17 protein-coding genes are annotated in these 14,383 nt (G+C 58.7%); 10 read left to right on the forward strand and 7 right to left on the reverse strand.

What is annotated here, in order from left to right:
• Positions 1 to 4: 4 nt before the first annotated feature.
• The 5 genes from GSF67_RS14060 to fabA all read right to left on the reverse strand — a co-directional run bounded on the left by GSF67_RS14060 (position 5) and on the right by fabA (position 4,002).
• The gene (locus tag GSF67_RS14060; protein ID WP_006309970.1) at positions 5 to 598 is read right to left on the reverse strand and encodes a TadE/TadG family type IV pilus assembly protein; all 594 of its coding nucleotides are present in this window, start codon (positions 596 to 598) and stop codon (positions 5 to 7) included.
• On the reverse strand, positions 595 to 1,191 hold the full coding sequence (locus GSF67_RS14065; RefSeq protein ID WP_006309971.1) for a TadE/TadG family type IV pilus assembly protein: 597 nt from the start codon (positions 1,189 to 1,191) through the stop codon (positions 595 to 597). The genes GSF67_RS14060 and GSF67_RS14065 overlap by 4 nt, the downstream gene beginning before the upstream one ends.
• 183 nt (positions 1,192 to 1,374) lie before the next feature.
• Positions 1,375 to 2,181, reverse strand: a complete 807-nt coding sequence (gene fabI / locus GSF67_RS14070; protein WP_006309972.1) for an enoyl-ACP reductase FabI — start codon at positions 2,179 to 2,181, stop codon at positions 1,375 to 1,377.
• Positions 2,182 to 2,187: 6 nt separating this feature from the next.
• Positions 2,188 to 3,411, reverse strand: a complete 1,224-nt coding sequence (gene fabB / locus GSF67_RS14075; protein WP_006309973.1) for a beta-ketoacyl-ACP synthase I — start codon at positions 3,409 to 3,411, stop codon at positions 2,188 to 2,190.
• 75 nt (positions 3,412 to 3,486) lie between these two features.
• Positions 3,487 to 4,002 carry a 3-hydroxyacyl-[acyl-carrier-protein] dehydratase FabA gene (fabA, locus tag GSF67_RS14080; RefSeq protein ID WP_006309974.1) on the reverse strand — a complete coding sequence of 172 codons (516 nt, stop codon included), beginning with the start codon at positions 4,000 to 4,002 and terminating at the stop codon, positions 3,487 to 3,489.
• A 317-nt stretch (positions 4,003 to 4,319) separates the two neighbouring features.
• Between fabA and irrA the strand changes: the two genes are divergently transcribed.
• Positions 4,320 to 4,739 carry an iron response transcriptional regulator IrrA gene (gene irrA / locus GSF67_RS14085; RefSeq protein WP_006309975.1) on the forward strand — a complete coding sequence of 140 codons (420 nt, stop codon included), beginning with the start codon at positions 4,320 to 4,322 and terminating at the stop codon, positions 4,737 to 4,739.
• Positions 4,740 to 4,814: 75 nt separating this feature from the next.
• Here irrA and GSF67_RS14090 read toward each other — a convergent pair whose 3' ends face one another.
• On the reverse strand, positions 4,815 to 5,453 hold the full coding sequence (locus GSF67_RS14090) for a trimeric intracellular cation channel family protein (RefSeq protein WP_006309976.1): 639 nt from the start codon (positions 5,451 to 5,453) through the stop codon (positions 4,815 to 4,817).
• 77 nt (positions 5,454 to 5,530) lie between these two features.
• Between GSF67_RS14090 and GSF67_RS14095 the strand changes: the two genes are divergently transcribed.
• Entirely contained in the window at positions 5,531 to 6,049 is a 519-nt protein-coding gene (locus GSF67_RS14095; RefSeq protein ID WP_006309977.1) for a hypothetical protein, read from the forward strand.
• Between the two features lie 12 nt (positions 6,050 to 6,061).
• Here the strand turns inward: GSF67_RS14095 and GSF67_RS14100 are convergent, their stop codons facing one another.
• Complete coding sequence (locus GSF67_RS14100; protein ID WP_006309978.1) at positions 6,062 to 6,772, reverse strand: YoaK family protein; 711 nt, start codon at positions 6,770 to 6,772, stop codon at positions 6,062 to 6,064.
• 206 nt (positions 6,773 to 6,978) lie between these two features.
• Between GSF67_RS14100 and GSF67_RS14105 the strand changes: the two genes are divergently transcribed.
• From GSF67_RS14105 to GSF67_RS14140, 8 genes are all read left to right on the forward strand, one after another.
• Entirely contained in the window at positions 6,979 to 7,920 is a 942-nt protein-coding gene (locus GSF67_RS14105) for an ABC transporter substrate-binding protein (protein ID WP_035214530.1), read from the forward strand.
• A 138-nt stretch (positions 7,921 to 8,058) separates the two neighbouring features.
• Positions 8,059 to 8,832 (forward strand): ABC transporter permease, encoded by a 774-nt coding sequence (locus tag GSF67_RS14110; protein ID WP_006309981.1) that lies wholly within the window; start codon positions 8,059 to 8,061, stop codon positions 8,830 to 8,832.
• Positions 8,832 to 9,617, forward strand: a complete 786-nt coding sequence (locus tag GSF67_RS14115) for an ABC transporter ATP-binding protein (RefSeq protein WP_035214531.1) — start codon at positions 8,832 to 8,834, stop codon at positions 9,615 to 9,617. The genes GSF67_RS14110 and GSF67_RS14115 overlap by 1 nt, the downstream gene beginning before the upstream one ends.
• A 34-nt stretch (positions 9,618 to 9,651) precedes the next feature.
• Entirely contained in the window at positions 9,652 to 10,389 is a 738-nt protein-coding gene (gene hutC, locus GSF67_RS14120) for a histidine utilization repressor (protein WP_006309983.1), read from the forward strand.
• 193 nt (positions 10,390 to 10,582) lie between these two features.
• Positions 10,583 to 11,677 (forward strand): tonB-system energizer ExbB, encoded by a 1,095-nt coding sequence (gene exbB, locus GSF67_RS14125; RefSeq protein WP_006309984.1) that lies wholly within the window; start codon positions 10,583 to 10,585, stop codon positions 11,675 to 11,677.
• 6 nt (positions 11,678 to 11,683) lie between these two features.
• Entirely contained in the window at positions 11,684 to 12,193 is a 510-nt protein-coding gene (exbD, locus tag GSF67_RS14130) for a TonB system transport protein ExbD (protein WP_006309985.1), read from the forward strand.
• A complete protein-coding gene (locus tag GSF67_RS14135) occupies positions 12,190 to 13,113 on the forward strand; it encodes an energy transducer TonB (protein WP_006309986.1) in 924 nt (307 codons plus the stop codon). Before exbD ends, GSF67_RS14135 begins: the two co-directional genes overlap by 4 nt.
• Positions 13,114 to 13,255: 142 nt before the next feature.
• Complete coding sequence (locus GSF67_RS14140; RefSeq protein ID WP_006309987.1) at positions 13,256 to 14,245, forward strand: Ldh family oxidoreductase; 990 nt, start codon at positions 13,256 to 13,258, stop codon at positions 14,243 to 14,245.
• Positions 14,246 to 14,383 lie beyond the last annotated feature (138 nt).

Genomic DNA, 14,383 nt, shown 5'->3' on the forward strand with positions numbered 1-14,383 from the left:
TGCCTCAGCAATTGGTGCAGGCGGTCTCGGCGTCACGCTGCTTGAAGAAATAATCCCTGCCGATCGTGATCGACTTTGTGCCGGATGAGGCGACATCAGGCATGAACATCAGCAATTCATGTGGGACGGAAAGTTCCACATGAATGAGGAAGCTGTCTTGCACCAGCAGGCGCGTCGGAACGGTGACCACTGATCCCACCGCATAGGGTCTCAGATTCTTCTCATCCCAGGACCAGGTGATTTTTGCCTGTTTTTGCGCGTCGATCTTGATGCCGCTGATCTTCAGTTTCAGGCCCTTGGTACTGTAGGGCGCAAAAACCGCGGCTGCGACATCCTGCATGCCTGTGAGGTAGGTTTTGTCGACGGAACCTGTTTTTGATATCAGGTCGTTGATGGTGGCGGCCGCACTGCTTGCCCGCTTGTAGGTATTGTAGCCGATCGTCAACTCGAAAGAGGTCAGATAAAGCGCGAGCAATATCGGGAAGACGATGGCGAATTCCACCGCGCCCACGCCCCGGCTATCTCCGGCAAAGCGTGAAACGAGCGCGATCAGACGCCGCCTGCCGCTTGCCGCAACCAAGACAAGCCTTTCCATCATGCCCCCCCGCCTGTGATGTATTTCTCGCTCATGAACGCACTCGTCGCGACGATGAGGAAATGGGAGGGCATCGATCCGTCGGCGGGGCGTATTTTGGTGAGATAGGGTCGGATGATATCGGCGACCACACGCCAGCGATAATAGACGCGCAACATGTTGATGGTTTCCGGTCCGCCTGGCTTGAAACCGAACTGGGCCGTATCGAGATCGTAATAGTCGCCATAGGCTTTCAGGGGTATCGTGGTCGGAATATCCTTGAAGGCGGTAAAAGAGCGAAGGTCGACATACAGTTTCTCTTCTTTTTTGATCTCGTCTTCCGAGCAGGCGATCATCACAGAAACTTCGTTGCAGAAACTCCTGCGAAAATCCTCTTTCGTAATCGAGCTGCTGATCTGCCCGGTGCGCAGACGCCGCGACATGGTCTCGGTGGCGTTGGCGACGACCTGTTCCGCCATGAGGGCGATGAAGGTCTCGATGATCGCAAAAACGACGAGGAAATAAGGAATGGCCAGGATCGCGAATTCGATGGCTGCTGTCCCGTCGCGGGAGAACCCGAATTTTTCCAGCAATGGCTTCAGTCTGGCCAGTCGCATGAGGTGGTGTCGATCTCTAAGAATATGCGGCAAGCGCAACCGTTGAATTTGTTGCGGACCATAACCACCCCATGTTTAAATTCAGTTACTTCGATAAACTATACTTTAGTGATTTCCAAAATTGATACGGCGCATAAAAAAGCCCGGCACATGGCCGGGCTTTGTCGAATATCAGAAGACGGCTTATTCCGCGTCTGCCTTGGACAGAACCTCAAGCGTGGGCGTCGAGGTGATATTGTAACCGCAATCCACGTAATGACATTCGCCGGTCACGCCGCGCGACAGGCTGGACAGCAGGTAAAGTGCGGAGCCGCCGATGTCGTCGATGTCAGCCGTTCGCCGCAACGGTGCGTTTTTCTGGTTCCACGCGTAAATTGCGCGCGCATCCGAAATGCCGGCACCCGCCAGCGTGCGGACCGGGCCGGCCGAGATGGCGTTGACGCGGATATCGCGCGGGCCGTAATCGGCGGCGAGATAACGCACGGATGCCTCGAGAGCCGCCTTGGCGACGCCCATGACGTTGTAGTTTGGAATGACGCGCTGCGAACCATTATAGGTCAGCGTCAGCATGGAGCCGCCATTGGTCATCAGTTCAGCGGCGCGCTTGGCGATTTCCGTGAAGGAGAAACAGGAAATAACCATGGTGCGGCTGAAATTCTCGCGCGTCGTGTTGGCGTAGAGACCCTTCAGCTCGTTCTTGTCGGAAAAGCCGATGGCGTGCACGACGAAATCCAGCACGCCCCATTTTTCGCGGATCGTCGCAAACAGCGCGTCCACCGAAGCGATATCCTCGACATCGCAAGGTACGATGAAGTCCGAGCCCAGTTCCGCGGCAAGCGGTTTCACGCGCTTGCCAAGCGCTTCACCCTGATAGGTGAAGGCCAGTTCCGCGCCCTGTGCCGCAAGTGCCTTGGAAATACCCCAGGCGATCGAGTGATTGTTAGCGACGCCCATGATGAGGCCGCGCTTACCTTGCATGATGCCGTTCATGGGCAATTATCCGTTATGACGCTGGAAGACGAGCGTGGCGTTGGTGCCGCCGAAGCCGAAGGAATTGGAAAGGATGGTGTCGATCTTGGCGTCGTCGATGCGGCTGCGAACAATCGGAACGCCCGCAAATTCCGGATCGAGTTCGGAAATATGCGCGCTCTCGCCGATGAAACGTTCCTGCATCATCAACAGGCCGTAGATCGATTCCTGCACGCCAGCAGCACCAAGCGAATGGCCGGTGAGCGACTTGGTCGACTGGATATGCGGGATCTTATCGCCGAAGACTTCGCGGATCGCGCCGATTTCCTTGCTGTCGCCAACCGGCGTGGAGGTGCCGTGGGTGTTGATGTAGTCAATGTCACCCTTGACGGTGGCAAGCGCCTGACGCATGCAGCGGATCGCGCCTTCGCCTGAAGGAGCCACCATGTCGTAACCATCAGAGGTTGCGCCATAACCGACGATCTCGGCGTAAATCTTGGCGCCGCGCGCCTTGGCATGTTCCAGTTCTTCGAGAACCAGCACGCCTGCACCGCCGGCGATCACGAAACCATCGCGGTTGACATCATAGGCGCGCGAGGCGACGCCGGGTGTTTCGTTGTATTTGGACGACATTGCGCCCATGGCGTCGAAGAGGTTGGACATCGACCAGTCGAGATCCTCATGGCCGCCCGCAAACATCACGTCCTGTTTGCCCCACTGGATCATCTCAGCGGCGTTGCCGATGCAATGCGCCGAGGTGGAGCAGGCCGACGAGATCGAATAGTTGACGCCGTGGATCTTGAACCAAGTCGCGAGCGTGGCCGATGCGGTCGACGACATGGCCTTTGGCACGGCGAAGGGGCCGATGCGCTTCGGGCTGTTGTTCTTCAGCGTAATATCGGCGGCTTCAACGATGGTGCGGGTGGAAGGGCCGCCCGAACCCATGATGATGCCGGTGCGCTCATTGCCGCTGATATCGCTCTCTTCGAGACCGGAATCGGCGATCGCCTGCTTCATGGCCACATGGTTCCACGCGCCACCCTGCGACAGGAAGCGCATAGCGCGGCGGTCGACCAGATCAGTCGGGTCGAGCGAGGGCTTGCCCCAGACGTGGCATTTGAAACCGTGCTCGGCAAAATCCGGCGAAAATGAAATGCCGGACTTGGCTTGGCGCAGCGACGCGGTGACCTCAGCGGCATCACCGCCGATGGAGGAAACAATACCGAGGCCGGTGACAACAACTCGTCTCATGAAAGGGACCTTTTCTTAAGATTTCGGCCGGACGACCGAAGCTGCCCGGCGTTTGTCTGAACTATTCCGTCTGCCTCAGGCAGCCTTTTCCTTGGACAGGCCGACCCGAAGGTCCGAAGCCTGATATATGGTTTCGCCATCCGCCTTCAGCCAGCCATCGGCAGTGCCAAGCACCAGCCGGCCACGCATCACGCGCTTGAAATCAATACCATACTGAAGCAGCTTGGTGTTAGGGCGTACCATGCCCTTGAACTTCACTTCGCCGGTGGAAAGCGCCATGCCGCGGCCTTCTTCGCCCAGCCAGCCGAGGAAGAAACCGGTCAGCTGCCACATGCCGTCAAGTCCGAGGCAACCCGGCATGATCGGGTTGCCCTGGAAGTGGCAGGGGAAATACCAGTCATCGGGACTGACATCGTATTCGGCGCGGATGAAACCCTTGTCGAAGGCGCCGCCGGTTTCGGAAATTTCGGTGATCCGGTGAACCATGAGCATGGGGGGCAATGGGAGCTGGGCATTTCCCGGGCCGAACAATTCGCCGCGACCGCAGGACAGGATCTCCTCGTAGTTGTAACTTGATTGCCTGGTTGCCATACCGCTTTCACTTCCCCAATCACTGGTGTTGAACGATTTCACTAGAGCAAGTTAGGTTCAAAATGAAGCGCTGCAAGGGCAGAGGCTGTTCCGGCCCCATTCTTTGTCTTCAGAACCTTCTTTGCAGAAGTCATTACCTCAATATGCCGTCCGCATACAGGAACCATCCGGCTGGAACCAGAGGAAATTTGCAGGAATAGCCGGTTTACAGCCATTTGCGACACTCGGCGACGCTGAAACTATTGAAAGCATTCCCTGCAAAAGATATATGCTATTGCAATTGACGGGTTTCATATCTCTGTTTGGAACGGGATTGCATGGCATTTGACGCCACATTGGATATCGGCACGAGGCTGCGGCGCTCGGGGCTGCGGCCCACGCGCCAGCGCGTTGCTTTGGGTGATCTTCTTTTCGCAAAGGGCGATCGCCACCTGACGGTCGAGGAACTGCATGACGAGGCGGTCACCGCCGGCGTGCCCGTTTCTCTCGCCACGGTCTACAACACGCTGCATCAGTTCACTGAAGCCGGCCTGATCCGCGTTCTTGCCGTGGAAGGTGCCCGCACCTACTTCGACACGAACGTCTCGGATCACCATCACTTCTTCGTGGAAGGTGAGAACGAGGTTCTCGATATTCCCATCAACAATCTCCAGATCGACAATCTGCCTGAAGCGCCAGAGGGCATGGAAATCGCCCATGTGGACGTGGTCATCCGCCTTCGTCGCAAGCGCGGTTGACGTTTTTGTCTGGTATAGAATGTGAAAATGGCGCCCATGGGCGCCATTTCTGTTTTCAGCGATCATTTCTATATGTCACTTCATGACGTCTTCCGGCCGTCTGCCGGGCTTGCCCTTATAGGGCGGGAAGGTCCATCCGAAGATCAGCGCGCCGGATCGGACGCAGAAGGCCGTCAGGAAACCCGCCGCTGATGCGGCATAGAGCGGTGCGCCGAAGAAATAGACGACAATGAAGATGGAAGAGCCCAAAAGCGCGCAGGTGATGTAGATTTCCGGGCGCAGCAGAACCGATGGCTCTCCGGCCATAATATCGCGCAAAACACCACCGAACGTCGCCGTCAGAACACCTGTGACGATGGCGACGGTTGCCGAGCCGCTTGCAGCGAGACCTTTGGCTGCTCCCATCACGCAATAGGCGGAAAGGCCGAGCGCATCGAGCCAGATCAATACCCGATAACGGGATTCGAAAAGATGCGCGGTGAAAAACAGCAGAACCGCGACCGAGACACAGACGAGAATATAGGTGGGGTTTATTACCCAGAACACCGGCGTTCTGCCCAGCACGAGATCGCGAACCGTGCCGCCGCCAATGCCGGTCGCAGCCGCGAAGAACAGGAAGCCGATCAGGTCGAGCTGCTTGCGCGAGGCGGCCAAGGCGCCGGTTGCGGCAAAGACGGCGACACCGGCATAATCGAGAAAACCCAGCAGCGTCATGAAAAGGTTCCCCCAGAAAGACGGCCCGCAAACACGTCAGTGTCGCGCAAGCACTAAACTCTAGGCTGACCGCCCGGATGATCGCAACATCCATAACCGAAACGGATGCAAAGGAAAATGCCGTGCGAATCGCTCTCGTTGCCGCTCTTCAGGCGCTGGTCCTCTTGATGTTTCCGGTAGCGCTCTCGGCGCAGCAGCAGCTGGTGAACGACCCGGAGATTTACGAGAAGGATCATTTCCGCAATGAGTGCAAGGTGGCGGCCTTCGGCGATGATTTCGTCACGCGGCTGGACATCAACAATGACGGCCTGATGGATGCCGTCGTCAATCACGGCGTTCTGGATTGCGACGGTGAAAAGGGCCGCAGCTGCGACGACGAAGGATGCCCCTATAATTTCTACGTCCAAGTGAAAGAGGGCGGTTATCTCATGATCGCCACCGCCCGGATCTACAGCTATGATTTCATCAAGCGGTTCGGCAACATGGTTTTTGTGCTGAAGATGCATCCGCGTTATTGCGAGCGCACCGATAAGGAACCCTGCCTGATGACGGTGCGGGTCCGCGGCACGAAATTCGTAACGATTTCGCGAAAGTGACGGTGCGGTCCGTCAAGGCGCGATGCGCCTGATCCGGACCCTTTGATTATAGCGGTGGCGCAGCGAACGCGGAATGACCAAGGTAGCGATGGCGACCGCAAAAACGGTTGCCGCAACCACCCACAGGGCACCGGACTGCAGCGTGGCGCCCAATACGGCCCCGCAGATTGCCCCGCTGATCATGCCGAGCCAGGGCACGATCTGAATGCCCCAATCGAGACTTCGCTCCCCCAGAAGAAAGCGGCCGATGCCACGGCCGAAACGGGAAAGAGCGCCGGTAACATAAGTGAGGCCGATTGGCAGGCCCTCAATATGCTCGACGGCCGCGTTGACCATGCCCATGGCGAAAACCACAAGATAAAACTGCGTCAGAGCGAAAGCGTCGCCGCGCAGCAAGGCGGCAATCGCCACCAGCAACCCCACGCCCACAAGAACGGCAAGGATGCTCCGGTCGAATTTATGCGCAACCACGATGCCCCCGGCATTGCCCGCCACAAAAGCGACGATCGCGAAAAGCAGTTTCGCGGCATGGGAATAAACGCCCGCTTCCAGTGAGATGGCTGCACGGGTGGTGTTGCCGGTCATGAAGGAAACAAAATCGCCGGACAGATGAAGGCCCACCGCATCCGTCATTCCGGCGATGAATGAAATGGCGGCGACGAGCGCAATACCGGTGCCGGTGCGCCTTGCCCTGATGATGTTGCGGCGTCTCTGTCTGGTCATGGAAAGACTCGATATGGAAAACAGCGGGCCGATGCGCCTGGCTGTGTTATCCTATGTCTAGAATGCCGGGCGGTCCCTTTGCAATCTTTCTGGAAGTGTTTCAGTACCTCTATTTTGTCTAGACAAATGTAAAATCCCTGCCTAGCATGCCTCAAATAAAGCGAAAAAAATATCGCACAAAAATAAATCAAAAAGGGGTTCCGATCATGAAAAGAACATGGGTTATCGCCGCAATCGCGACGCTCGTTTCGTCCGCTTCCGCCTATGCCGAAACGGCCGTGACCATCGGCATGTCCGGCTGGACCGGCTTTGCACCGCTGACGCTTGCCAAGCAGGCCGGCATTTTCGAAAAGAACGGCCTGAAGGTCGATATCAAGAAGATACCGCAGGCCAGCCGCCATCTCGCTCTCGCTTCCGGTGACATCCAGTGCGCGGCCACCACGGTGGAAACATGGATCGCCTGGAACGCCAATGGCGTGAAATCCACCCAGATTTTCCAGATGGACAAATCGCACGGTGCCGATGGCATCGCGGTGCGCAGCGATGTCTCGAAGGTCGCGGACCTCAAGGGCAAGACCGTCGCCGCTTCCGCGCCGGGCACCTCGCCTTATTTCTTCCTTGCCTGGATTCTCAAGGAAAACGGCCTGACGCTGAAGGATGTGAAGGTCGTCAACCTTGAGCCGGGACCGGCCGCGCAGGCTTTCGTCGCCGGCCAGAATGATGCGGCCATGACCTATGAGCCTTATCTGTCCACCGTGCGTGCCGCACCGGACAAGGGCAAGATTCTCGCCACGACGCTGGATTATCCTGCGGTCATGGATACTTTCGGTTGCACACCGGACTTCCTGAAGGCCAATCCGCAGGCGGCCAAGGCGCTGGCGGACAGTTATTTCCAGGCACTGGAACTCATCAGGACCGACCCGGAAAAATCCTATGCGACGATGGGCGCGGATGTGAAACAGGCGGGCGAGGCTTTCGCCGCTTCGGCAAAATTCCTCGAATGGCAGGACAAGGCCGCCAACCAGAAATTCTTCGAGGGTGAATTCAAGACGTTCTCCGAAAAGTCGGCGGATCTGCTGCTTGAAATTGGCGTGATAAAGTCGAAACCCGATCTTTCGACACTCGCGGATACGTCTTTCATCAAGTGAGAGAAAAGGCGGCGACAGCCCTGCGGGGAATGCGCAACCAGTGATAATTTGAGAGCGCCGATTGTGTGCCCTGAAAGGCATGCGGTGCTCTGATGGCGCGGCGAAAGTGCCGCGCCGGTTTTCCGGACAGGCGGTAGAATGCAACCTCTTCAACCCATCAAGAACAGCACGAGGATCATCCTCGGCATCCTGTTCTTCGTGCTGTTTTTCTCGGCCTGGGGCTTTGCCACGCTCGGCGGTTTCGTGTCGCCGACCTTTCTGGCCGATCCGATCACCATGCTCAAGGACGGCATCTATCTGCTGACCGATCAGGGTTTTGCCGGCGATATCGGCATGACCATCTGGCGCGTGGTGGGCGGTTTCGTGCTGGCGTCGCTGATTGCCGTGCCTGTTGGTATCGCCATGGGGGCTTATAAGCCGATCGAGGCGCTGCTTGAGCCCTTCGTGTCCTTTGCGCGCTATCTTCCGGCTTCCGCTTTCGTGCCGCTGCTAATTCTCTGGGCCGGCATCGGCGAAATGCAGAAGCTGCTGGTGATCTTCATCGGTGCCGTCTTCCAGATCATCCTGATGGTGGCCGTAGCGGTTGCCGGCACAAGGCGTGATCTGGTGGAGGCCGCCTATACGCTGGGCGCGAAGGACCGTGGTGTGGTGCGCCGTGTCCTCATTCCCGCAAATGCGCCTGACATTGCCGAAATCCTCCGCCTCGTCCTTGGCTGGGCCTGGACCTATGTCATCGTAGCTGAACTGATCGGCGCTTCCTCTGGCATCGGTTATATGATCATCAACAGCCAGGCGCTGATGGCGACCGGGCAGATCATCTTCGGCATTATCGTCATCGGCGTCATCGGACTTATTTCTGACTTCGCGTTCAAATCGCTGAACCGGAAGCTTTTCGCATGGAGGCTTGCCTGATGAGCGAACTCGTTATCAAGGGCGTCAGCCGCACTTTTCCGGGCGTGCAGGGCGGTCAGCCGACGCTGGCTCTGCAGCCGACCAATCTGGAAATCCCACGCAATGATTTCGTCACCATCCTCGGGCCATCGGGATGCGGAAAATCGACCTTGCTGCGCATCATCGCCGGCCTCGATCGCCCGACGACTGGCGAGGTGCTGCTGTCCGGCAAGGCGGTGACCGGTCCGGGTGCGGATCGCGGCATGGTGTTCCAGTCCTACACCTTGTTTCCCTGGCTGACGATCCGTGAAAACGTAGCCTTCGGCCTGCGCGAGCGCGGCGTTGGCGAGAAGGAAAAATGGGAGATCGTCGACAGCTATATCGACAAGGTCGGCCTGCGCGGTTTCGAAAACCATTGGCCGAAGCAACTGTCCGGCGGCATGCAGCAGAGAACGGCGATTGCCCGTGCCTTGGCGAATGGTCCAAAAATCCTGTTGCTGGACGAGCCTTTCGGCGCCCTCGACAACCAGACGCGCGGCCTGATGCAGGAATTGCTCCTCGGTATATGGGAACGCGAGCAGAAGACGGTCATTTTCGTCACCCATGATATCGAGGAAGCAGTCTTCATGGCCTCGCGTGTCGTGACCATGTCCGCAAGGCCGGGCCGCATCAAGTCGATCACACCGGTCGACCTGCCGCATCCGCGGCACTACACCATCAAGGCCAGTCCGGAGTTTTCCGAGCTGCGGGCGAAACTCACGGAGGAAATACGCAGCGAGGCGATCGCCGCCGCTGCCCATGGATAGCTGATCCGGCAAAGGGGAAGAGAGACGTATCGGGATGAGGAGCACAGGCGCCGATCTTGAGGAAAAATCGCTGCACCAGCGCATCCGTAACGATGTCGAGCGCCACATCATGTCTGGCGAATGGCCGCCGGGATATCGTATTCCCTTCGAACACGAGATGACCCGGCAATATGGCTGTTCGCGTATGACGGTGAACAAGGCGCTTGGTGAACTGGTGCAGCGTGGCCTGATTGAAAGACGCCGGCGTCTCGGCACCTTCGTTCGCCAGCCCCATGCGCAATCCGCCGTGTTGGAAATCCACGATATCGAGCGGGAGGTGCAGGCGATCGGTCTCGTTTACGGCTACCGTCTTGATAAACGACGGCTGCGCCCTGCAGGCAAGGAAGATGGCGCGGCCATGGCGCTTGCCGCCGATGCCCCGGTTCTGGAACTCACCTGCACGCATTTTGCCGGTGGCGTTCCCTTTTGCCTTGAGGAACGCATTGTTAATATCGCCGCCGTTCCCGAGGCGGAGGGTACTGATTTTTCGCAGGTTGGGCCGGGAACCTGGCTGCTGAAGATGGTACCCTGGAGCGCCGCCGAACATCGCATCAGCGCTGTTTCCGCAGATCGCAAAAACGCCGCGGCACTGGGTATAGCCTCCGGTGCGGCCTGTCTGGTCATCGATCGCCGCACCTGGCATGGGGCGGAATACATCACCCGCGTCCGGGTTACCTATCCCGGAGACCGGCATGCGCTGGTTGCGCAGTTTTCACCTTCCCAAAACAGCTGAAACTGCTTGGGACGATCAATTTTTTGCAAAGAAGAGTTTACGGGTCGTCTTTTGACAATATAATAGTTGTCAAAAGAACTCAGGTTTATTATCGGAACGTCAAGCTTACACGACGGCGTCCGTTGATGGCCCCGGTTTTCAGGACCGGTCAATCTGCGGATGAGTTCATCGACGGAAATCCGGGATAAAAATTATGTCAGCTGAGACCTTCACTTCTTCCGCGTCCTTCACCAAGGCAAACACAAGACGGCATGCCTCCCTTGCCATGGCTGTCACCTTGCTGACGGGCCTGAGTGCCGGTGCGGTGTTTGCTCAGCAGGCCCCTGAAACCCAGATTCAATCCGCGCCACCGACGGAAACGGTTCAGCCTTCACAGGCGCCGGTAGCTCCCGCAACGCCGAGCGCACCAACCGCCGAGCCTTCCCCAACCGCGCAGCCCTCATCGCCCCAGCCTGCGCAGTTCGAGCAACCCGCCCATACGAACCAGACGCCCGCGCCGAGTGAGACCTCTACTCCGGTGGAAACCGTTAACGCCGAGCCGGCCAGTGCCGAACGTCGCACGGACATCCCGCACAACCTGTCGCCTTGGGGCATGTTCATGGCGGCGGACTGGGTCGTCAAGGGCGTCATGATCGGCCTCGCCTTCGCCTCGCTCGTCACCTGGACGGTCTGGGTGGCGAAGTCGATAGAGCTCGCAGGTGCACGGGTGCGTGCCGGCTCGACGCTGAAGGTCATTCGCCGGGCAAAAACACTTGCCGAGGCCACTGATGCTGTCGAAAACAAGGGTGGGCCTGCCGCCCTGATGCTGCGCATGGCAACCCACGAAATGCAGCTTTCCGATGCGGTGGTCGAACACACCGATGGTGGCGGCATCAAGGAACGCGTTTCCTCGGCGCTGTCGCGGATCGAGACCCATGCGGGTCGCCGTATGTCACGCGGAACGGGTGCTCTGGCGACCATCGGTTCCACCGCGCCCTTCGTCGGCCTCTTTGGCACGGTCTGGGGCATCATGAATTCCTTCATCAGCATTTCGGAATCGCAGACCACCAATCTCGCCGTCGTGGCACCCGGTATTGCGGAAGCGCTTCTCGCCACCGCGATCGGCCTTGTCGCGGCCATTCCGGCCGTGGTGATCTACAACGTCTTCGCCCGCTCGATTACCGGATACCGTCATCTGCTGGCGGATGCCGCAGCCGGCGTGGAGCGCCTCGTCAGCCGCGACCTCGATTTCCGCCGCATTCCGCCGGGCAGCACCAGCAAGCCGGCCGTGTCGCTGGTTGGACGGTGATCGGTCATGGCTGGCGGTATTCGCGAAAATAGCGGAGACGATCTCTCCGAGAACCACGAAATCAACGTCACGCCCTTTATCGACGTGATGCTGGTTCTGCTCATCATCTTCATGGTGGCCGCACCGCTGGCGACCGTCGACGTGAATGTCGATCTGCCCGCATCTACGGCGAAGCCGGCGGAGCGCCCGGAAGAGCCGCTTTATCTGACGGTCAAGGACGATCTTTCGCTCAATCTCGGCAATGATGCGGTTGCCCGCGAGGCTCTTGCGGCAGCGATCGACCGCCAGACGGGTGGCAAGAAGGACACGCGCATCTTCCTGCGGGCGGACAAGGCCGTTGATTACGGCCACTTCATGGAAATCATGAACCTCCTGCGGGATGCCGGTTATCTGAAGATCGCCCTTGTCGGTTTGGAAAACGCGGCTGCGGCGTCTCAGCCTGCTGGTTCCGCACAGCCTGTGGCCCAACCCTCTGGCCGGCCCGCCGCGCCGGCAGGGCAGGGAACGGCGCCATGACTGAAAATGGCTACCCGCAGGCCCGCAATTCCCGTCTTGGGGAAGTGACGCTGTGGTCTGCCGCGGCGCTGCTCATGCTGAGCGTTCATGCCGGTTTTGCCTACTATCTGATGCAGGAGCCCGAGGAACAGGATGCCGGCGGGCAGCCGCCTGCCGCGATCATGATTGAAATGGCGGCGATACCGGAAGCCGTCAAAACCGAGGAAACGACGCAGGCGCAGGATGTCGAAGACACCCAGGAGGTGAAGAGCGACAGCAGCGAACCTGTGGAGGAAGCTGCTCCGGAAGAGCCACCCCCGCCGGAACCGGTTGCGGAAACGCCGCCGCCCGAGCCCGTGCAGCCACCCGAACCGCCGGTCGAGGAAATCGTCGAACCGCAGGAAATTCCCGAGCCGGTAGAGCCGATCGATCCCGTGCAGGAACAGATGATGGCGGAACTCGAAAATGTCGAGGTTCCCTTGCCCGTCATGCGGCCGGCGCCACCACCCGTCGAAAAGAAGGTGGAAAAGAAAGAGCCGGAAGAGAAAAAGAAGGTCGAGCGCCAGAGGCCCAAACCGCAGCAGGCATCGGAATTCCGCGAAACAGCAAAGGCAGAGGCCCAGCAGTCGAACCGGACAGCGGCGTCGCGCAGCAATGCCGGCTTCTTCTCGTCGTCGTCCGTGTCCAAGGCCGATTGGGACGCAAAAGTACGTTCGGCCATAAAACGGCGACTGGCCCGTGCGGCTGGAAAATCCGGAATGGCAATTACGGTGTCATTTAAGATAGATAGCGGTGGATCCGTGGGCGGCGTGAGTATCCTTTCGTCGACTGGTAACTCCGCGATGGATCAGAAGTTGCTGGCCGTCATACAAAAAACATCCGTCTCGCCGCCGCCACCGGGCGTAAACCCGAGTTTTACCTTACCTGTTCTTTTCGAGTAGGGTTGGAATTGCATGAGACCATCCCGACTCTGAAGAGGACGGGTGGCCGGTTCATTTTCCATGTTGATTTGCAGCGACCCTATACCGCAAAGTGGTGCTCATACATCCCATCGCATGCGAGCCAACAGGAATCACGAAAATCATGAAATTCTCAATCACAGAGGCGGAGGATCTCGTATCCTCTATCTTTGAGCGCAATGGCGTTCTGCCGCAAAATGCCCGTTCTGTGGCAAAGGCGCTGGTCGCCTCCGAGGCGGCTGGCCAGGGCGGCCATGGTTTTCGCCGTATTCCCGTTTATGTCCGTCAGGCGCGGGTTGGAAAGGTGGACGGTCAGGCGCGTCCCGTGGTGAGGCGCGTGAAGCCGGGCGTGCTCTCGATCGACGCCAATCATGGTTATGCCTATCCGGCGATCGACTGCGCTCTTGAGGAATTGCCTGAAATGGCCCGACAGCAGGGCATTGCGCTGGCAGCGATCCATCGCTCCCATCATGCAGGTGTCATGGCTCTGACGGTCGAGCGTTTTGCGGAAATGGGCCTTGTCGCGCTGATGTTCGCCAATGCACCAGCCTCCATGGCTCCCTGGGGCGGCCACACGCCGCTTTATGGCACCAACCCCATCGCCTTTGCGGCGCCCATCGGCGGCGCCGATCCGCTCGTCATCGATCTGGCCCTGTCAAAGGTCGCGCGCGGCAAGATCATGGCGGCACGACAGAAGGGTGAAACCATTCCCGGCGACTGGGCGCTCGATAGAAACGGCCGGCCGACGACCGATCCAGAGGAGGCCATTGCCGGAACCATGGTCCCCGCGGGTGAAGCCAAGGGCGCTGCTCTGGCGCTGATGGTGGAGATCATGGCAGCTGCGGTGACTGGTGGAAATTTCGCATTCCAGGCATCGTCCCTTCTGGATGATAAGGGTGCGCCGCCCTCCCTCGGCCATACGATCATCGCCATCGACCCGGTATCCTCTGGCGGCGCGGCCTTTACCGAGCGGCTGGCCCTCATCGCGGGTGAGATCGAAAAGCAGGAAAATGTGCGGCTGCCCGGTCGCCGCAGCCAGGGCATCCGCAAGCAGGCGCTCGAAAGCGGCATTGTGATCGAAAGCGATATTCTCGCCGAAATCCAATCGCTTTGAACCGATAAGAAAACCCGGCGGATCGAATATGATCCGCCGGGCAAACCGGATGTGGCTGCTTCGCATTTGCGTCGATTGGGCCGGACATCATGTCCAGCCCGCTTTTGGTCCGCCATCCCGCCATTGACATGGAAGGAT

This window comes from Agrobacterium sp. CGMCC 11546 (assembly GCF_013365515.1).
GTDB lineage: Bacteria > Pseudomonadota > Alphaproteobacteria > Rhizobiales > Rhizobiaceae > Agrobacterium > Agrobacterium fabrum.